This is a genomic window from Pseudoalteromonas sp. 31A1 (assembly GCF_011378815.1).
In the GTDB taxonomy this organism is placed as follows: domain Bacteria; phylum Pseudomonadota; class Gammaproteobacteria; order Enterobacterales; family Alteromonadaceae; genus Pseudoalteromonas; species Pseudoalteromonas arctica.
The window spans coordinates 243,107-260,759 of record NZ_WTKY01000002.1; the positions used below are offsets into that span (position 1 = coordinate 243,107).

The 17,653-nt window shown below is 37.9% G+C and carries 13 protein-coding genes and 1 pseudogene; 9 read left to right on the top strand and 5 right to left on the bottom strand.

Annotation, left to right across the window (positions count from 1 at the left end):
* Positions 1 to 5: 5 nt before the first annotated feature.
* Both GQR52_RS03485 and GQR52_RS03490 read left to right on the top strand, forming a co-directional pair.
* Positions 6 to 1,928 carry a beta-agarase gene (locus tag GQR52_RS03485; protein WP_165727461.1) on the top strand — a complete coding sequence of 641 codons (1,923 nt, stop codon included), beginning with the start codon at positions 6 to 8 and terminating at the stop codon, positions 1,926 to 1,928.
* Positions 1,929 to 2,153: 225 nt separating this feature from the next.
* Complete coding sequence (locus GQR52_RS03490; protein WP_165727321.1) at positions 2,154 to 2,468, top strand: hypothetical protein; 315 nt, start codon at positions 2,154 to 2,156, stop codon at positions 2,466 to 2,468.
* Here GQR52_RS03490 and GQR52_RS03495 read toward each other — a convergent pair.
* On the bottom strand, positions 2,439 to 2,825 hold the full coding sequence (locus GQR52_RS03495; RefSeq protein ID WP_007586180.1) for a YkgJ family cysteine cluster protein: 387 nt from the start codon (positions 2,823 to 2,825) through the stop codon (positions 2,439 to 2,441). The two genes, GQR52_RS03490 and GQR52_RS03495, sit on opposite strands and share 30 nt — an antisense overlap.
* A 663-nt stretch (positions 2,826 to 3,488) precedes the next feature.
* Between GQR52_RS03495 and GQR52_RS03500 the strand changes: the two genes are divergently transcribed.
* Positions 3,489 to 3,917, top strand: a complete 429-nt coding sequence (locus GQR52_RS03500) for a hypothetical protein (RefSeq protein ID WP_007586178.1) — start codon at positions 3,489 to 3,491, stop codon at positions 3,915 to 3,917.
* Between the two features lie 136 nt (positions 3,918 to 4,053).
* On the opposite strand, the gene GQR52_RS03505 is transcribed toward GQR52_RS03500, so the two are convergent.
* On the bottom strand, positions 4,054 to 5,037 hold the full coding sequence (locus tag GQR52_RS03505) for an alpha/beta hydrolase (protein WP_165727462.1): 984 nt from the start codon (positions 5,035 to 5,037) through the stop codon (positions 4,054 to 4,056).
* A 500-nt stretch (positions 5,038 to 5,537) separates the two neighbouring features.
* Here GQR52_RS03505 and GQR52_RS03510 point away from each other — a divergent pair, with 500 nt between their 5' ends.
* Positions 5,538 to 8,003: a ricin-type beta-trefoil lectin domain protein gene (locus GQR52_RS03510; RefSeq protein ID WP_165727463.1), complete on the top strand. Its 2,466-nt coding sequence runs from the start codon at positions 5,538 to 5,540 to the stop codon at positions 8,001 to 8,003.
* Between the two features lie 140 nt (positions 8,004 to 8,143).
* Here the strand turns inward: GQR52_RS03510 and tnpA are convergent.
* Positions 8,144 to 8,539, bottom strand: a pseudogene (tnpA, locus tag GQR52_RS03515) (IS200/IS605 family transposase).
* A gap of 38 nt (positions 8,540 to 8,577) precedes the next feature.
* Here tnpA and GQR52_RS20485 point away from each other — a divergent pair.
* Together GQR52_RS20485 and GQR52_RS20490 are read left to right on the top strand one after the other, a co-directional pair.
* Positions 8,578 to 9,051 carry a helix-turn-helix domain-containing protein gene (locus tag GQR52_RS20485; protein ID WP_240914449.1) on the top strand — a complete coding sequence of 158 codons (474 nt, stop codon included), beginning with the start codon at positions 8,578 to 8,580 and terminating at the stop codon, positions 9,049 to 9,051.
* Positions 9,003 to 9,803: a transposase gene (locus GQR52_RS20490; RefSeq protein WP_346774277.1), complete on the top strand. Its 801-nt coding sequence runs from the start codon at positions 9,003 to 9,005 to the stop codon at positions 9,801 to 9,803. The genes GQR52_RS20485 and GQR52_RS20490 overlap by 49 nt, the downstream gene beginning before the upstream one ends.
* Before the next feature lie 227 nt (positions 9,804 to 10,030).
* Here the strand turns inward: GQR52_RS20490 and GQR52_RS03525 are convergent, their stop codons facing one another.
* Complete coding sequence (locus GQR52_RS03525; RefSeq protein WP_165727464.1) at positions 10,031 to 11,134, bottom strand: 6-bladed beta-propeller; 1,104 nt, start codon at positions 11,132 to 11,134, stop codon at positions 10,031 to 10,033.
* Positions 11,135 to 11,211: 77 nt separating this feature from the next.
* Complete coding sequence (locus tag GQR52_RS03530; RefSeq protein WP_007378079.1) at positions 11,212 to 11,985, bottom strand: phytanoyl-CoA dioxygenase family protein; 774 nt, start codon at positions 11,983 to 11,985, stop codon at positions 11,212 to 11,214.
* Between the two features lie 235 nt (positions 11,986 to 12,220).
* Between GQR52_RS03530 and GQR52_RS03535 the strand changes: the two genes are divergently transcribed.
* The 3 genes from GQR52_RS03535 to GQR52_RS03545 all read left to right on the top strand — a co-directional run bounded on the left by GQR52_RS03535 (position 12,221) and on the right by GQR52_RS03545 (position 17,645).
* On the top strand, positions 12,221 to 12,988 hold the full coding sequence (locus GQR52_RS03535) for an IclR family transcriptional regulator (RefSeq protein ID WP_165727465.1): 768 nt from the start codon (positions 12,221 to 12,223) through the stop codon (positions 12,986 to 12,988).
* A 251-nt stretch (positions 12,989 to 13,239) separates the two neighbouring features.
* Positions 13,240 to 16,011: a TonB-dependent receptor gene (locus GQR52_RS03540; RefSeq protein ID WP_165727466.1), complete on the top strand. Its 2,772-nt coding sequence runs from the start codon at positions 13,240 to 13,242 to the stop codon at positions 16,009 to 16,011.
* An 80-nt stretch (positions 16,012 to 16,091) separates the two neighbouring features.
* Entirely contained in the window at positions 16,092 to 17,645 is a 1,554-nt protein-coding gene (locus GQR52_RS03545) for a tryptophan halogenase family protein (RefSeq protein ID WP_165727467.1), read from the top strand.
* Positions 17,646 to 17,653: the final 8 nt, after the last annotated feature.

A 17,653-nucleotide genomic window follows, 5' to 3' on the forward strand; every position in this document is an offset into this window, starting at 1 on the left:
AACCCATGAAAGTCATTAGCTCACTTTTAATTGCATTTGCATGTACTGCATCAAGCAATTTAGTCGCACAGCCAGAAGTATCCGTAAATTTAAACGTAAAGCGAAGTATTGACGGCCTATCAACCTTTGATAGAAGCAAATATATTGTTATGCACTCGATGCTAACAACAACCGATTGGAAGGGGGAAGAAGATAAGCTCGACTACTTACTTAACGACCTTGATGTGTACTTTGGTCGTGATAACGGTTCTATGCCGTATTACGCGACTCAAGTTGAGCAAAACCCAAATAATCTAGGGTACGCAAGCCCTGAGAGTATCGCTGCTTATGGCAAAACTGCTCGCGAAGATTATTATGGTAAAACGTTGTCGAAGCTTCATAAATACGACAATAGAGCCCATGTAATGATAGGCGGGCAAATTAATCAGTTTTGGATTGGTAATCATAAAGGCAAAGGCGAATGGAGCTTTGCTAATACCGATGCCGTGGGTCAATACATGGGACATTTTGTAAATGAATTTTATCGAAATGACAACCAAGGACCGAACAAAGGCCCAGCACGCCCACAATACCTTGAAATACTTAATGAGCCACTTTACGAACTTGTTGATGTACATCACGGTAAGCCTATCGATACATTTATTTTTCATAACGAAGTAGCCCAAGGCATACGAAAAGTTAATACAAGTATTAAGATTGGTGGGTACACCACTGCCTTTCCATGGTTTGACGATAACAATTTCAATCGTTGGGATGAGCGAATGAAGCTATTTTTAGATACCAGCGGTGAATACATGGATTATTTTTCGATTCACCTTTATGACTTTGGCTACTTAAACCGCGATAAAGGCGTTGCTAACTTTAAAGGAGCCCGTATAGAAGCCACTATGGATATGATGGAGCAATACGAAAAGCTTAAACTAGGTAAGGTAAAACCTTTCATGATTTCGGAATACGGCGGGCGTGACCATAAAACAGAAGCAACGCCATGGACTGCAATAAATGACTGGCAAACTATGAAATCGTTTAGCCCTATGATGATGCAATTTATGGCTAAACCGAATCTCATACTTAAAGCCATTCCATTTAGTTTAGCAAAAGCAGAGTGGAGTGGTAATGAGGGACGCGATTATGCTTGGCGCTTACTACGCCACAATGACGAAAAAACAGGTGAAACAGGCGATGAATATGTATTCACCGACATTATTAAATTTTATCAATTGTGGTCAGATGTAAATGGCACACGTGTTAATACTGAATCAAACGAAGCCGACTTACTAGTAGATAGTTATGTAAACAATAACAAAGCATATGTAATTATCAGTAATTTAGAAACAAGTGCTAATAGCGCCTTGCTAAATTTAACAGAGCTACCAAGCAATCCGATTAATAACATTAAAATTAAGCACTTGCACTTTGCTAATGGTGAGCCAACACTTACAACAACATCACAAAATATTGGTGTAAAAAATGAGTTACCAAAAAGCATTAACATAGGCGCAGAAGCCACAGTAATTATTGAATATACGTTCAGCGACAATATAAAAATTATTGCTGAGTCTGACGAGTATAAATACTATGCAACAACCTACAAACAGGCAATTAAAGCCAATACAGCGCTTAAATTTAACATTAACGATGTAAAAATAAGTGAATATGGTAAAGGTATATTGCGTTTAAGTTTTGGTAGAGAGCATGATTTAGCTCAACAACCTATCGTTAAAGTAAATGACACTTTAGTTACTGTACCAACCGATTATGCCGGTGATGAGCAAGTATTTCGCCCACAAGTATTTAGTATGCTAGAAATCGAAGTACCAAACGAGCTGTTAAAAACCAATAATACAATATTAGTTACATATCCTGATGATGGCGGATTTGTTAGCAGCGTGACGCTCCAAGCGTTTGAGTACAGTGATGATATTTAATTTAAAAAACTAACTATTTGTTATGATATAAAAAGCAAGGTCACTAATTATTAGTGGCCTTAGTTGTTATTCGTCCGCTTTTTAAATTCATAGACAATCTTTAATTATCACAGAAGTCTTATTAAATTTTAAAAATAGATGGCATAATTCGTATGCATTAGTGATTGATCTTTATGTGTATTATATTTACTTGTGCTATTGGCCGAAAAGAAAACAGATGCCTTAATGGTTGGCGGAAGCTTATTTTATGTTTATCCCGCACTACTTGTTTATGGGGTACCAATATCAATTTTATTAAAAAAATTTAATGTTTTTAATTTACCTATGGTTCTTTTAGCGAGTGTAACTCCATTTATTATAATTATTCCAATGGGATGGAATGAGCCTATAATACCCTTATTTGTAATTTGCTTTGGCTCTATTGTTGTGGCTATAGGTTGTTGGTATACACGTTTACTCTTATTTAAAAATAAAAAAATAACCAATAACCTGTTGCAGTTTAAAAGAGAGTTACCGACTATCAATCATAAGTATATCTAGTTTATGTTGAGCCCTGGTTTGATTTTTTATGTCGATAGGTTCAATCATTTCGCATTCGTCTCTGATCATTTCAGGAATGAGGCTTGGGTAGTGGCGACAGTCCTCTGGGCGGTCGAGGTAAATACTGCAGGTATACATATTTTTAGCGAGAGGATCTTTTTTAGGCGCAATTTCTAAAAATGGGCACACTTGAAGTCTTAAGCCTGTTTTTGGGTCAAACCAAATTTCGTTGTTTTTAACGTATTCATAAATTTCGGGGTTAAAGAGCTCCCATAAATCTATTTCCTCTTTCGTTGCGCTTAAATCGCCGCCGCCATATTTAATACAGCATTTACCACACTGGTTGCATTCTTTCATAATTTGCTAATTTGGTTGGCTGTTAACGAGTTTAAGTTAGTTATTAGTGTAGCACCAAATTTATTATTAACGCTCTACTGAATTTACCCATCCTTTAATTTTTGGGTGTGTAAACAATAGTTAGATACAATAACTTAAGTTAAAACCCTTTGTTACATTTTATATAGTACAGGCTTTATTTAATGGTTTACTCTAAAGGTAGCGAAAAATATTACAAACCCCGCTTGAGCAACTGTGTGATTGTTAAATGTTGCTGAGCGCAGATACCTAAGCAGGGCGTTATTATGAAGGAGGCTGTCACTAAGTTAAAAACAGAATTTAATGCAAAGCTATTGTATTGGAACAATCTTAAAAGTAGCAAAGCCAAAGCGGCAATCATCCTATTATTTTTAGTTGTCATTGCACTTAAAGTCTTTACGACCATTTTTACGTTGGATTGGGTTGCAAGTTTATTCAGCGTGTAAGTTTACCAAGAGTAATTGCGATAAAGTTTAATCTCAGAGTGTTTAACGCCTACGCGATGTTCATTATTAATGTATTATTACGCTATACACCAAATTAAATAAATCAGTTGTTTAAATACGTTTTATAATGACTGTAATGATACATTTTAGCTAAATTGAGTGAGTAAATGAGTTTAGCTGCATTAAAGGATAACCAGTGATGATGAATACAAAAGTATATAAAGCGGTACATGATCTAGCAGAAGATTTAATGGCGGCGGCTAACAAAAATAACCGTGAAAAGTTTGAGTCGTTATTTGCTCAATTAAAAGCTATTTGTATTGAAAACGAAAACACCTCAAAAGATCACCCTGTACAATGGGAAACTTTAGCTGATTTTACCGAAGAGTTAGAAGAGGCAATTACTACTTACGAAAAAGCATTAGAAAAGTCGATTGCGATTAATAACAAAGATCACATGTCGTCGGTTTCTTTTTCAATGGCTACATTACAGCTTGAGCTTGGCCAAAAAGATGAAGCTATTAAAAACCTTCAAAATGCTAAAGTCAGCGCCAATAAAATTGAAGACAAAGAGCTTAAAGCTGAAATACACGACCTACTAGAGTCGCTTATTGAAGAAGAAGGTTAAATACATAAAAGTATAACTTATCCATATTAAATGTGATTTTTGTGGATTTAGCTTGAGCTTAATAAAGCGCTGATGGTTTATACCCTCAGCGTTTTTTTATGTTCGCTATAAATACTAAACCAAAATAAAAGGCTTACTATTGAGCTAGCTTATTCATAAAGTCGATAATGTACTTTGCAATTTCTACTGGTTTTTCTTCAACGCTAAAGTGCCCTGAATCGAGTAAATAGAGTTCAGCGTTCGGTACATCTTTTAAGTATGCTTTAGCGCCTTCGGCTATGAATGCTGGGTCGTTTTTACCCCATACAATTAACGTTGGTGGTTGGTACTTGCGTAAATAAGCTTGCCACTTTGGATAGTCGAGAAGGTTGTTGTAGTAATCTTGTAGCAATTGCACTTGAATTACTCTATCGGCTTTGGTTTGTAAAAAGTGAAGATCGTGCGTCCAGCTATCTGGGCTCATCACTTCTGGGTTACTTTGTACGTCTCGTAAATACTGCTTATTAATAATGGCTTGTTCAGACGTGAACGAATAAATTTTATCTTGCTGAGCTTTCGAACTATCTTCATTCGCGGCTTTAAAAAATGCTTGCCTCGGTAGGGTTAGCCCCTCTAAATACGCATTACCATTTTGTACAATAAGTGCATCAAGTTTATTAGGATTATTTAACAGCATTCTAAAGCCTACGGGCGCTCCAAAGTCTTGTATATATAGGCTGTAGCGCTTTACTTTAAGCGTTGTGAGTAACCCTTCAACGTATTGAGCTAGTAATTCAAAAGTATATTTTTGAGTTTCTGGGTTTGGGCGGTCGCTATAACCTGAGCCTAAATAATCAGGTGCTATCACATGATAACGCCCAGATAAAAGCGGAATAAGCTCACGGTAGCTATGTGATGACGACGGATAACCATGTAAAAGTACAATTGTTTGCTCATGTTGCTTGCCTGCTTCTCGATAAAATATTTTTTTACCATTTACGTTTGCATATTTGTAAGTGGTTTTTGAAGGCCATACAGCATCTGTGGCGGTAAGTGTAGACATAGATACTAATAAAAACACAATAAATGAGGCGATGTGAGCAGGTCTTATTTTAAGATTGTTTTGTATATCTGGGTGCATAACTAAACTCGTTAATGTTTTGGTAATACTGCTTTATTAACAAATTAGACCAGCCATCTTAATAATTACATTCATTAAAACTTCCAATTTACTTAAATGTCTAAGTATAAAATATAATAATTGTTAACAGTTTAACCTCTAAAATATCAATTCGAATCTGTCGTAAAAAAATATATTCTTAAAAAACTAAGTGCATATATAAAAATTTAATTCTTGTACTTATTTCATGCCGATAAATTAAAAAGTATTTAGTAACATATGCTTACGGTTGTTTTTTGTCGTGTGTGTTATAAGTGACTATTATTTGTAACTATAAATATTGTGTTCATGTTGTTCATTTAAACTTTAAATTCACGTGCCTATTTATGGTACTAAAGCGTGAAATTTGAACAAATCATTAATTTATTGTTGCATACAGTTAATTGTTAACATTATATTGATTGTGAATTCGATGCCTTTACACAAAGGATTAATTTTCACACCAAGATAGGTAACAAAAAATGAAAAAAAGCTCATTGTATTGCGCGATTTCGAGCGCGCTATTACTTTCAAGCGTTTTTAATGCACACGCTGGCACTGTTATTAAACAAACGTCTTCACAAATGTGTTTTAGAACCGCTGATAATGCAGTAAATGGTACTCAAGTAGTATTAAACAATAACTGTAGCGGTGATGCAGCAGGGTTTAGCTGGACATCTGGTGGGAGTATAAAGCACGTTAAGTCGGGTTTATGCGTCCACCCTGGCGGCTTAGCAAACCCCGTCGATGGACAGCAACTTGTTTTGTGGTCGGGTTGTGACTTTGATAACCGAGTGAAGTTTACTAAAACGTCGGCTAATGCTATTAAGCATGTATCAGGAGGTAAATGTGTTCAACCAACTAACACATCAGACGGTAGTAATTTAGTTGTTAAATCGCAGTGTGGTGCAAATCAAAGTAAGTTTGTTGTTGAGCAACAAGTAAATAGCGGTGCAAACGTTAGTAACGATACAGTCAAGGTACAGTTTAATATTGATACTAAGCATGCGGTGGGTCAGTTTGATAGTTTTGATCGTCGTAAGTTTATTACATTGCACTCATCTAATACCGAAAGTGACTGGTTTGGAAATAATGCTCAAAGTTTAAATGCGCCTAATGCTGATCCTAATTTAATGACGAACTTTTTAGAAAATTATGATGTATATTTTGGCCGCGATACCGGCAGCATGAAATATCAATTAACACAGTTACCAGAAGATTCGGCTAAACCAGGTTATGCAAGTGCGGTAACGGCTACAACTAATGGTGGCGGTGTTAAATGGAATTACTCCAATATTACCACAGATGAAGCTAAAGCAATGCGAAAGCATGAAGGGCGTAACAGTGATTTAATTGTCGCAGCACAGCAGCACCCTTATTACCCAGATGGTACTAAAATTGGTAACCAAAACTGGTCTTTTTCGCAAACTGATACTGCCGGCGAACCACTAGGCACCGCGCTTGGTGATTATATGGCGCAGTTTTTACAAAAGTACTTTAAAGCTGGCGCATCAGATACTCTAGGTCAAAAGCGCCCAACATACCTTGAAGTTATGAACGAGCCACTATTTGAACTACACGACTTTCCTCATAAAGGTTATGACAAAGAAAGTCTATATGACATCTTTAGGCTACATAACTCAGTTGCAGATGTAGTTCATAATAATTCAGCATTGAACGATGTAAAAGTAGGCGGTTTTACAGTGGCATTTCCTGATTATGAAAAAGGGGCAAACTATTTTGATAATTGGAAGCAACGCGACAAGGCATTTCTAGATATTGCAGGAGATAAAATGGATTTTATTTCGATGCACTTATACGATTTTCCAAACTTTCCAGGCGGCCCTGGTGGTCAACATCAAGAGCAATACCGTAAAGGTAGTAACATGGAAGCGACTCTTGATATGGTTGAGCAATACATGGCTTATAAATGGGGGAGTATTAAACCAATAGTCATTTCGGAATATGGATCGCAACTGCAAGGGTCTTTTGGCACTAAATGGACACCGCAACGTGATTGGCTATGTTTAAAAGCAATGAGCTCTATGCTTATGAGCTTTATGGAAAGGCCTAACCGTATTGATAAAGCCATACCGTTTATTCCATTAAAAGCAGAGTGGGGCCGTATAAGCGATACCATTCCGTATTACTGGCGTTTACTACGTCAAGCTAAAGAGGGAGAAGGTGAAACCGGCGAGCAGTGGGTTTACACCGAAATGGTTAAGTTTTACCAGCTTTGGTCAGATATTAAAGGGACGCGAATCGATAGCTGGGCGAGTGATTTGGATATACAAGCAGATGCTTATGTTGATGGCAAAGATGTTTATTTGGTATTAAACAGCCTTGAAAATTCACCAACCAATATTGATTTAAGTGTTTTAGGCGGTGGTTCTAATAGCGTTACTGGCGTAAACATTAAGCATTTACATCCTGATGCTCAAGGTAAACCAGTCCTTGATGATAACGATAGTACAGTATTACCTGATTTAGTTAATTTGGGTACAGAGTCAACGATGATCATTAAAATTAGTCATCAAAGTAATGTGATAATTAATAATATTAATCAAGAAACTAAGCACTACGCAAGTGCTGTGGTTAAAGATATTGTTGCTAACTCAACTCAGTTTTTTACAATTAATAACGTTGATAAAGGAACTAATGGCGAGGCAGTATTACGCTTAGGTGTTGGTCGTCCTCATGGTAAGTCGCTTACACCTACGGTTACTGTTAATGGTAATAAAGTCGCTGTACCTACTGATTTTAGAGGGTACGACCAGGTTAATGGAGGGTTAGGACGCGAACGTTTCTTTGGTGTACTTGAAATACCGGTACCTTATAGCGACCTTGCAAAAACGAATAGTATTGAAGTGACATTTCCAGACACTGGCGGCGCTGTTAGTTCACTTACACTACAAAACTTTAAAATGAGTAAACGTATTACTCGCTAAAAAGGTGTAATAAAGGTTAAGTAATAAACAAACTGCGGGTTTATCTATATAATAGATTCGCAGTTTTTATTTTTATCGAATCTTTCCGAGAAAACCCATTGTTCGACGCGAAGCGGCGTCGATGGGATGAATCGGAATAACTAGCCCTGATCTTGAATGTATTTTCGAATTGTATCAGCAGAAGCATTTCCAACTGAGCAAGCAAAATACCCGTCAGACCAAAAGGTTTTCTCGATCCAGAATTACTTTTTCAACTACTTAAATCTCGACCATAGGCTTTGTGTCGTTGATTGTTTAATTCTACGAACATAACTCGCAACACAAATGGTCGGGGAAATCGTAAGCAATATGTGTATATGATCTTTGTGTACCTCGATCTCTTCAATATTAAATTCTGAGCGCTCTGCAATTTCAGAGATTTTTTGTTTTACACATTCACCTAAGTTACCTTGTAGCAATTGCCTTCTATATTTCACAACTAAGATTAAATGTAACGCTATTAGATAGTTGCAGTGTGATTTAGTTTCATATTCCATCTTGACAACCCTTTCATATACAGTAGTCTATACAGTATATGAACAAGACGCTTAGATACAATTACAGACTGAATCCTACGCCAGAACAAGAAGCTAAACTCATAGAGTTTGGCGCGACAGCGCGTGGTATTTGGAACTTATTGCTATCTGAAAATAGGCGTCGATATGAGTTCGATAAAACATTCTTGTTCTACAAAGATATGGCCTCGCTTCTTAAGGAAATAAAGCCTTTTGAAGAGTTTACGTGGATTAAATCTTTTGACTCGGCAGCAGCTCAGCAAGTTGCTCGCGACTTAGAAACAGCGTTAAAGAACGCAATCTCGAAAGGCCGTTTGCAGCGCTTTCCAAAGCATAAAATCTCATACAAACAGAAAAAACTTCACAACGATTCATTTCGAGTGGTAAACAATTCTAATTGCATCCGTATTGAAGATGGCCTATCAGTATTCCAAAAGTTGGTAAAGTGCCTATCATTTTACATCGCGAACTGGCGAGCAAAATCAAAACGGTAACTATTCAGTATCGCCACGGTAAATGGGAATGCAGTATTACTCAAGAAGTGGAGTGCAAAACAGCGCTTCGCGTTTTAAAAACAATCACAGGTTTTGACATTAACTCAAAGCAAACGGTAGTTGGCTCGAACGGCTACGTGGGCGACAATCCAAAGTTTTTAAAGCAATCAAAAGCAAAATTAAATCAATTGCAACGTCAGCTTGCTCGCCGAAATAAAGGCTCAAATCGCTGGCACAAAACAAAACAGCGCATCAATAAATTACACGGTAAAATCTCAAGGCAAAGGCTCGACTTTGCACACCAAATCTCACGACAGATAACCAATGGAAATGACATTTTAGTGTTTGAAGATTTAAACGTAAAAGCGATGCAAAAATTCAATGGCAGCATGGTGGCCGACAATGTGATGGCTCTGATAACTCAGCTTTCAAAATACAAGGCTGAGCTTGAAGGCAAGCTCTATCATGAAATTGGTCGATTTGAAAAATCGACTGGGATTTGCGCAGAATGCGGCCAGCACCATGTTTTAACATTGAACGATAGACATTTCATTTGTGTGGCTTGCGGAGCGAATCAAAATCGCGACCTTTCAGCGGCTAAAAGCATAGCGAACACAGGTGAGTTAGACTTAATAGCGGCTGGAATCGTCGCAAGGGTTAATCCCACTTCTCAGCGGAAAGCAGCTAATAAAATAAAAGTCTTCGAGCTATCGAAGTTTGCTGTTGGATCTGAGAAAAAAGAAGCAGCCTAGCATTCAAAAGCTAGACTGTAGAAGCCGATTGATCGACACGTAGTGGCGTCGATGGGTAGTTCACTAGTATGGCTACAACCACCTAACACGATACAAATAAACTAATACTAAATATGCGAGAAATGGCTTTAGGTGTATTTTTGCTGTTAAGCCTGTGAGTTTTATGCTTCACAATGAGTACAAGGTACTCATTATTAAAAATAAACACTTTTCTCAGAGCGTTAAACTTAGCATGGTTGTTTTATTAATTTAATGGGGTATGTTTTAGAGGAGTTCCACTGGCCAACATACAAGTTATCGTCTTGATCTACGCAAATACAATGCACGTGATTAAAAATGTCCCCGTTACTTTGCATCGGTTGTAGTTCACCGTTTATGTACTGGGGTTGCGGTGCTCCTAAATTAGCTATGAGCGTGTTATTTTTATCAAATATACTAATAAAGCCAGAGTCGTCAGCATTTTTATTGTCAATATGCGACCAGCAAACAGGTGCATAAAATAGTTCGCCTTTGAACACGGGACCGCCAATATATGCCCCATTAGCGCTAATTCTATCAAGGTACTTACCATCAAACGAAAATACTTTTAAACATTGCTCAAAACGAGAGCTTACTATTAATGTGGGATTTGATGGATCGCGTAAGTCTACTTCAATACCGTGGGTGTTGTGTAAATTGTAATTTTCGTCATCATTATGGTGACCGCCCCAATGGTTTATATAGCGGCCTTGTTTATCATAATGCAGTAAAAAGTCGCTACCATAACCGTCGGTTACGTATAAGTCCCCATTGGGGGCAATGGCAATATCAGTAGGGCGAAAAGGTTGCTCGGGTTTATAAGCACCGCACGTTTGTGGATGGCCAATACTGTAAATCAGTTTGCCATCTAAGGTCATTTTGGAAATAAAGCCAGCCTGTGGAATGACATTGTTAGTAGGGCTATCCCATTGCTCTGTGCTGTGACCATCCCAGTGGCGATTAACAATCCAGCCACTATCTACAACGTATAAAAATTCTTGCTCGCCTTCTTTTACAATTTTTATAGCGTGTCCACCAGGAAAAGAGCTTCCAAAAGCGTCAAGTAATTCACCGTTTTGGCTATAAACTAAAATATTATTAGTCGTGTTATCGGTGATCATAAATATTCTCCCTTGTGAGTCCATCACCATCGCATGACAATTTTCTATAGGGTATTTATTTGGGTTTAACTTACCCCAGTGGGCGTCTATTTTGTATTTAAATTGACCTTGGCCAATTATTTTCCCGTGCGGGTCTTCGTCATTTTTAGGAGTAGCGTGAGGTATAAGGTGTTTTTGCTCTGAGGTTAACATACAGAATTTTCCATATAAAAAAACCAGCTTATGCATTGGGCTATAATGCATAAGCTGGTTTAGGCTAGAAGGTTACTTTAAGTGCGTTCTTTTGCTTTAAAATTTAAAATAGCATCATCGTTAACGCGATTTAAAGGATAATAAACAGCTTCGTTTTCTTTAAATGGTTGGTTGCTAATCGCATTGTAAGCACTGATCATTGACCAACGAGGTTCTGCAGCACGGTTTTGATTTGATTTATGCAGTAAATTACAGTGGAAAAACAGTACATCACCTGGTTCAAGTTCTACATTGATAAGTTCATGGTACTTCATTGCTTCTTCTACAAACTCTAAACAGGCGCCTTTTTGGTCACCCGTTTTACTGTGATCCAATCGTCCCAAATGATGTGAGCCTTTAAGTACTTGCAAGCAACCATTTTCTTGCGTCGCTTTATTAATGGCGACCATACAGCTAATTGATTTTGGATAAAGCATGTAGTTATCACGATGCCAGTAGCCAAAATCTTGGTGCCATTCCCAGGCACCACCTACAAATGGTTCTTTCATCATAATTTTAGTGCTGGTGTGGTACACCTCTTCGCCAATAAGTGTTTCGCATACTTCAATTAAGCGACGACCGCGAGAAAACATACTGTATAAATCGTCGCCTGTTTTTTGCCATAAACAGACTTTACTTACAGCGCCGTCGGCGTCTTTTTTGTCCCATGCTCGCTCATAGAGTGTATCGTCATTAAAAGCAGTTTGTTGTAATAGCTCAATTTCATCAGCGCTGTAGTAATTTTTGACAATAATATAACCATCACGGTGAAAATCAGCTATTTGTTGTGGTGTTAAATAAGTGTGTGACATAAATATATTTCCATTTTCTCTTACAGTTGTATATTGTTAACAATGATTGCTCGGTTAAGCATTTAGGTCAAGCGTAATTTATATAAAAATATAGAATTCATATATGAATGGGTTTTGTTTTATTAAGTTATTGATTTTAAATTATTATTGAAAATTTCAAACTAAAAAAAAGTTTTAAATTTATATATAAATAAACGTATTGTTTATCAATTTTAAAAGGCATAAATAAGTACAAATGAACGATAAATCAAAAACTAAATATGCAGTTCCTGCTTTAGATAAGGGGTTGGATATATTAGAATTTTTAGCAAAAAATAAAAGGCCTTGTACACAAAGTGAGATAGCGGCTGGTATTTTAAAAACACCTAACGAAGTCTATAGAGTACTTGTTGGGCTTGAAAAGCGCGGTTATCTAATTCGCTCTGAAACCTCTGGTCGATATCATTTGTCATTAAAGTTGTATAATTTATCGCGAAGTATTTCACCAATGGATAATGTACTAAAATCGGCCTTGCCACATATGGAAGATCTAGCTGTAAATATTGAACAGTCATGTCATCTAAGTATGCTTTATCAAAGCCAAGCTATGGTGGTAGTGCAAGCGCGTAGCAAAAGCCCTATGCATTTGAGTATTGCAGAGGGGGCTTTATTTCCACTTAGTAGCTCAAGCGCGGGTAAACTGCTTTTAGCCAACAGTAATGACGAAGTGCGGCAAATGCTTATCGAACACGATGAAATTTACAGTGCTAGTAAAGACGCCTATAAAGCATTATTAAATGAGCTAAACACAATCAAAGTGCAAGGGCACATAATGCAAAGCAATCCACTTATCGCCGGAGTACACGATTTTAGTGTCTTAATTGGCAAGCCTAATGCAAATTTAATAGCTGCATTGACCATTTCTTCTTTTGACTCAACCCTAAACACTCACGCTAATAAACACAGTGTAATTAGCGAGCTTAAAAATACCGCCAAAAAAATAACCTCGTTATTAGAGCGCTAATACCAACTGGCGCTTTTGTAGGAAGCAACCCGCTCAACAATCATGCATAAGTCTCAGTACTTTACTGCTTGCTTACAATATCGAATAAAAAACCAACGCTAACTGTAAAATAAATGGTCAATTTGTTTGACTTAGTTAGCTAAACTAATTTATTGTAAAGTTAATTGTTAACAATATTATGGTAACAATAAGCATCCCGTAAATAATCCGTCAACGATTACACGTAATAAACACAATATTTAGGTGCAAAAATGACTAACACACAATTTAAATTAAATGCGATTTGCGCAGCAATGCTGATAACTTCTCCTGTAAGTTATGCCGCACAGGAAAACGAGACAACTGTACAAAGTGATGTTGAAGTTATCCAAGTAACTGGTATTAGAAGCGCATTAAGTAAATCTGCGTCAATAAAACAAGACTCATCGGGCGTGGTAGATGCTATTTCAGCTGAAGATATTGGTAAGTTACCAGATACTAACCTAGCTGAATCGCTGCAACGTATTAGTGGTGTATCAATCGACCGTGCAAATAATGAAGGCAACCAAGTTAGTGTCCGTGGTTTTGGTCCAGGTTTTAACCTTGTTACCTTAAATGGCCGCCAAATGCCTAACTCTTCTGTATTGCAAGAAGCGGGGGTTTCGCGCAGCTTTAACTTTAGAGAAATAGCAGCAGAAAGTGTATCGGGTGTGTCTGTTTATAAAACAGGTAAAGCGAATGTAGCCTCTGGAGGGATTGGCGCAACCATTAATATAAATACAGCAAAGCCGTTTGATTTTGATGGCTTTAAAGCCTTTGCTAATGCAAAAGGAATATTAGATACCAGCTCTGAAGATTCTAATTTAACACCTGAAATTTCGGGAATGGTTAGCCAAACATTTGCAGACGATACGTTTGGTGTTTTACTTGCGCTGTCGCATTCAGAGCGAGAAAGTGGCCGAGAGCGCGTAGGTACATCGCAAGGCTGGGTACGTAATCGCGCTAACCCCACAGGAGTAGATAGCAGTGCAATTGATACAACAGCTAATCCAACTGGTACTTATTGGGTACCTTGGACGCCAGAAATGGAGCGATTTGAAACTAAGCGCGAGCGTCAAAATGCGCAGCTGGTTTTACAGTATGCTCCAAGTGATAACTTAACGGCTACGCTTGATTACACTTTATCGCGCTTTGAAGAAACTAGTAACACAAATAAAATGGCATTTTGGTTCGATAATCCAACCGGTACAACTGATGCCAACGGTACGTTAGTTGATATTAAAAATGCAAATGATGAGTTGAATTTTTGGGCGTGGGAACTCTACGAAAAAAAAGAAAATGATTCACTAGGCCTTAACTTAGCGTGGCAAGCCAGCGATTCATTGAAACTTACGTTTGACGCTCATAACTCTACATCGCACTCAAACCCTGATGGAGATACTGCCGAAACGATTGCTAACTTAAAAAATGTACCTGGTTCTGTTAAATCAATTGGTGCTAACTTTTCGGGTGATATTCCGAGTATTACTGTCGATGACTCTACATTGCCAGGCGGTGCATACGATCCTGCTAATATCGTATCTGATTTATATCAGCGCCGTGGCTATGAAATGAAAAATACCATTAAGCAGTATCATGCAAGTGGACAATGGGAGAATTTGAAGAGTGGGGCACTCAGCGCTATTAATTTTGGTGTAATGTATACCGATTACCAAATTGATACTTATCTTTCTGAGCAGTTTTCATTTGTCGATATTCCCCTAGACAACCTAGGGCTAACCTTTGATGAACAAGGTGACTTTGCTGATGAGTTTTCAGGTTCGGATCAGCTATTTCCATTTATTCCACGTTACAGTGCCAACGATTTTGTAGATATTGTCAGAGATGAAGGATTATTTATTGAGCCAAATATTTCTACAAATGGGGTTGAGGAGCAAACGCTCGCGATATATGTATCATTTGATCTTAAAACCGAATTTAACGATATTCCAATTGATATGAATGTCGGTGTGCGCTACGAAGACACCGATGTAACAGGTTATTCAGTCAAGCCTGGGGTTGTTGCTTTTAACTATCGTCATGCTGAAGAGCTTCGCCCTGTATTTGCTGCAACAGCAACACCGCAGGAGCTTGAAGGTGGTTATACACGTATATTACCAAACTTTGATATAAGCGCCGACTTAGATGACGGCTTTAAAACTCGTTTTTCATATAGTCGTACATTAGCCCGTGCAGGTATTGGTGGTATGTTCCCATCAACTACCATTAACGCCCGTCCTGAAGGACCATTTAATGCATCGCAAGGTAACCCTAACTTATTGCCAATTACGTCAGATAACTTTGATTTTTCAGTTGAGTGGTATGGAGACGACGGAAGCTATGCATCGGTTGGTTACTTTAAAAAGTTTGTTGAAAACTTCATTGGTGCAGGCGTAGTGCAAGGTACGCTAAATGATGTAAATGGCGAGCCGTTGCGCGATCCAAGTGTTAACCCTCGGCCTGGTTGTCCTGATAGTTCAGATACACCTAACCCAGCATGTTTAAGCCAAGCGTCAGACCCGATTGTTACATTTGATATTGCAACGCCAGATAATCTTCAAAATCGTGAAGTAGATGGTTGGGAATTAAATGCGCAGTACATGGTGCCTGATACAGGCTTTGGCGTCGTTGCTAATTATACGATAGTTAATAGCGATGAATCGTTTAAACCGTATGATTTTGACCAAACAATTGCACTAGCAGGACTAAGCGACTCAGGTAATTTGGTCGGCTTTTACGAAAACGGTGATTACCAAGTACGTTTAGCCTATAACTGGCGCGATGATTTCTTACTGTCTTTGGGAACTGAGCCTACATTTACAGAGGCGTATGGTCAGCTAGATTTTAGTTTTAATTACACCATTAACGACACCTTGGGTGTTAGCTTTGATGCACTTAATTTAACTAATGAAACAACACGCCGCCATGGTCGTTTTGCAGAGCAATTAGTATCTGCTGAGCAATATGGTCCTCGCTTTAGCATTGGCTTAAGTGCTAAATGGTAAATGATAAGTTAGTTTTTGACAAATAATACAAAACGACAGCTCAGCGCTGTCGTTTTTGCCTTTTAACTAACGAGGTTGCTATGAACGATGATATTAAATCAATAGTAATAGTTGGCGGTGGAACAGCAGGATGGCTAAGTGCAGGAATAATTGCAGCTTATTTACAAAAGCATCACAGTAAAAAAATAAATATTACGCTGTTAGAGTCATCTGATATTCCAACAGTGGGAGTAGGTGAGGGGACGTGGCCTACTATGCGAAGAACCCTTAAAGATATGGGAATACGTGAGAGTGAGTTTATTCAAAAGTGTAATGTGTCGTTTAAACAAGGCGCCAAGTTTGCCAAATGGATTACAGGTGAAGAGGACGACTATTACTATCACCCGCTTGAACTACCAACAGGGATGTATGAACATAACTTAGCTACTAGTTGGCTAACTAAAAACGAGCCAAAACTTCCTTTTGCCCAGTATGTAAGTGCGCAGCAATCAATATGCGAAAGCGGATTAGCTCCCAAACAAATCACCACACCCGAATTTAGTGCAATAGCAAATTATGCTTATCACTTGGATGCAGGCTTATTCGCTACATTCTTAAAAAACCACTGCATTAATAATCTTAATGTTAAACACATTGTAGGCACTGTCGTCGGTGTAAACAATTGCACAAATGGCGATATTAAAAGCGTTAGCCTTAATAATAAAATAGAGATAGCTGGGGATCTATTTATTGATTGCAGTGGCTTTAAATCGTTATTACTAGGTGAGAACTTAGGGGTGGGGTTTAAATCTTGTAAAGATGTATTATTTGCTGATAGTGCGCTTGCCATACACATGCCATACAAAGATGACGAACCAATATGCTCGCATACTTTATCTACAGCACAAACATCTGGCTGGATTTGGGATATAGGGTTACAAACACGCCGTGGAGTAGGGCATGTGTACTCTAGTAAACACATTAGTGATGAAGATGCTAAGCAGCAATTATTTGATTACTTAAATATTAATAAAGATCAGCAAAGCGAATACAAAGTTAAAAAGCTTAGTTTCGAACCAGGACATCGTGAAAAATTTTGGCATAAAAACTGTGTCGCAGTAGGCCTCTCAGCTGGTTTTTTGGAGCCACTGGAAGCCTCTGCTTTATTATTGGTAGAAATATCAGCCAATTTTGTTGCCCAGCAATTTCCGGCCAATAGGCATGTAATGAATATAACTGCGCAGCGTTTTAACCGCACATTTAGTTATCGGTGGGAGCGAATAATCGACTTTTTAAAGTTGCATTATATGTTGAGTAAACGAACCGACAGCCCATTTTGGCAAGCACATTGTAGCCAAAATACTATTCCACAAAGCTTAAAAGATAACTTATCACTTTGGGAATTTCATACACCAAGCGATAACCACTTTGATCATTCACAAGAAGTGTTTCCAGCAGCAAGCTATCAATATGTGGTGTATGGCATGGGGTTTACAGGCTCAAGCGAACTGTATGGCAACTCAGAAAGTTATTTTAAAAAGGCCATTGCGCTTGTTAATAACAACCAGCAAGTCACCCAAAAATTACTTAATAAATTACCTACAAATAAAGAATTATTAGTGCAAATTAATCAATTTGGTATGCAGCAAATATAGTTAAAACA

Coding starts and splice junctions, on each gene's coding strand:
- GQR52_RS03540 (WP_165727466.1), top strand. CDS start 13,240: ATGACTAACACACAATTTAAATTAAATGCGATTTGCGCAGCAATGCTG.
- GQR52_RS03505 (WP_165727462.1), bottom strand. CDS start 5,037: ATGCACCCAGATATACAAAACAATCTTAAAATAAGACCTGCTCACATC.
- GQR52_RS03535 (WP_165727465.1), top strand. CDS start 12,221: ATGAACGATAAATCAAAAACTAAATATGCAGTTCCTGCTTTAGATAAG.
- GQR52_RS03485 (WP_165727461.1), top strand. CDS start 6: ATGAAAGTCATTAGCTCACTTTTAATTGCATTTGCATGTACTGCATCA.
- GQR52_RS03490 (WP_165727321.1), top strand. CDS start 2,154: ATGGTTGGCGGAAGCTTATTTTATGTTTATCCCGCACTACTTGTTTAT.
- GQR52_RS20485 (WP_240914449.1), top strand. CDS start 8,578: ATGAACAAGACGCTTAGATACAATTACAGACTGAATCCTACGCCAGAA.
- GQR52_RS03530 (WP_007378079.1), bottom strand. CDS start 11,985: ATGTCACACACTTATTTAACACCACAACAAATAGCTGATTTTCACCGT.
- GQR52_RS03545 (WP_165727467.1), top strand. CDS start 16,092: ATGAACGATGATATTAAATCAATAGTAATAGTTGGCGGTGGAACAGCA.
- GQR52_RS03525 (WP_165727464.1), bottom strand. CDS start 11,134: ATGTTAACCTCAGAGCAAAAACACCTTATACCTCACGCTACTCCTAAA.
- GQR52_RS03500 (WP_007586178.1), top strand. CDS start 3,489: ATGATGAATACAAAAGTATATAAAGCGGTACATGATCTAGCAGAAGAT.
- GQR52_RS03510 (WP_165727463.1), top strand. CDS start 5,538: ATGAAAAAAAGCTCATTGTATTGCGCGATTTCGAGCGCGCTATTACTT.
- GQR52_RS03495 (WP_007586180.1), bottom strand. CDS start 2,825: ATGAAAGAATGCAACCAGTGTGGTAAATGCTGTATTAAATATGGCGGC.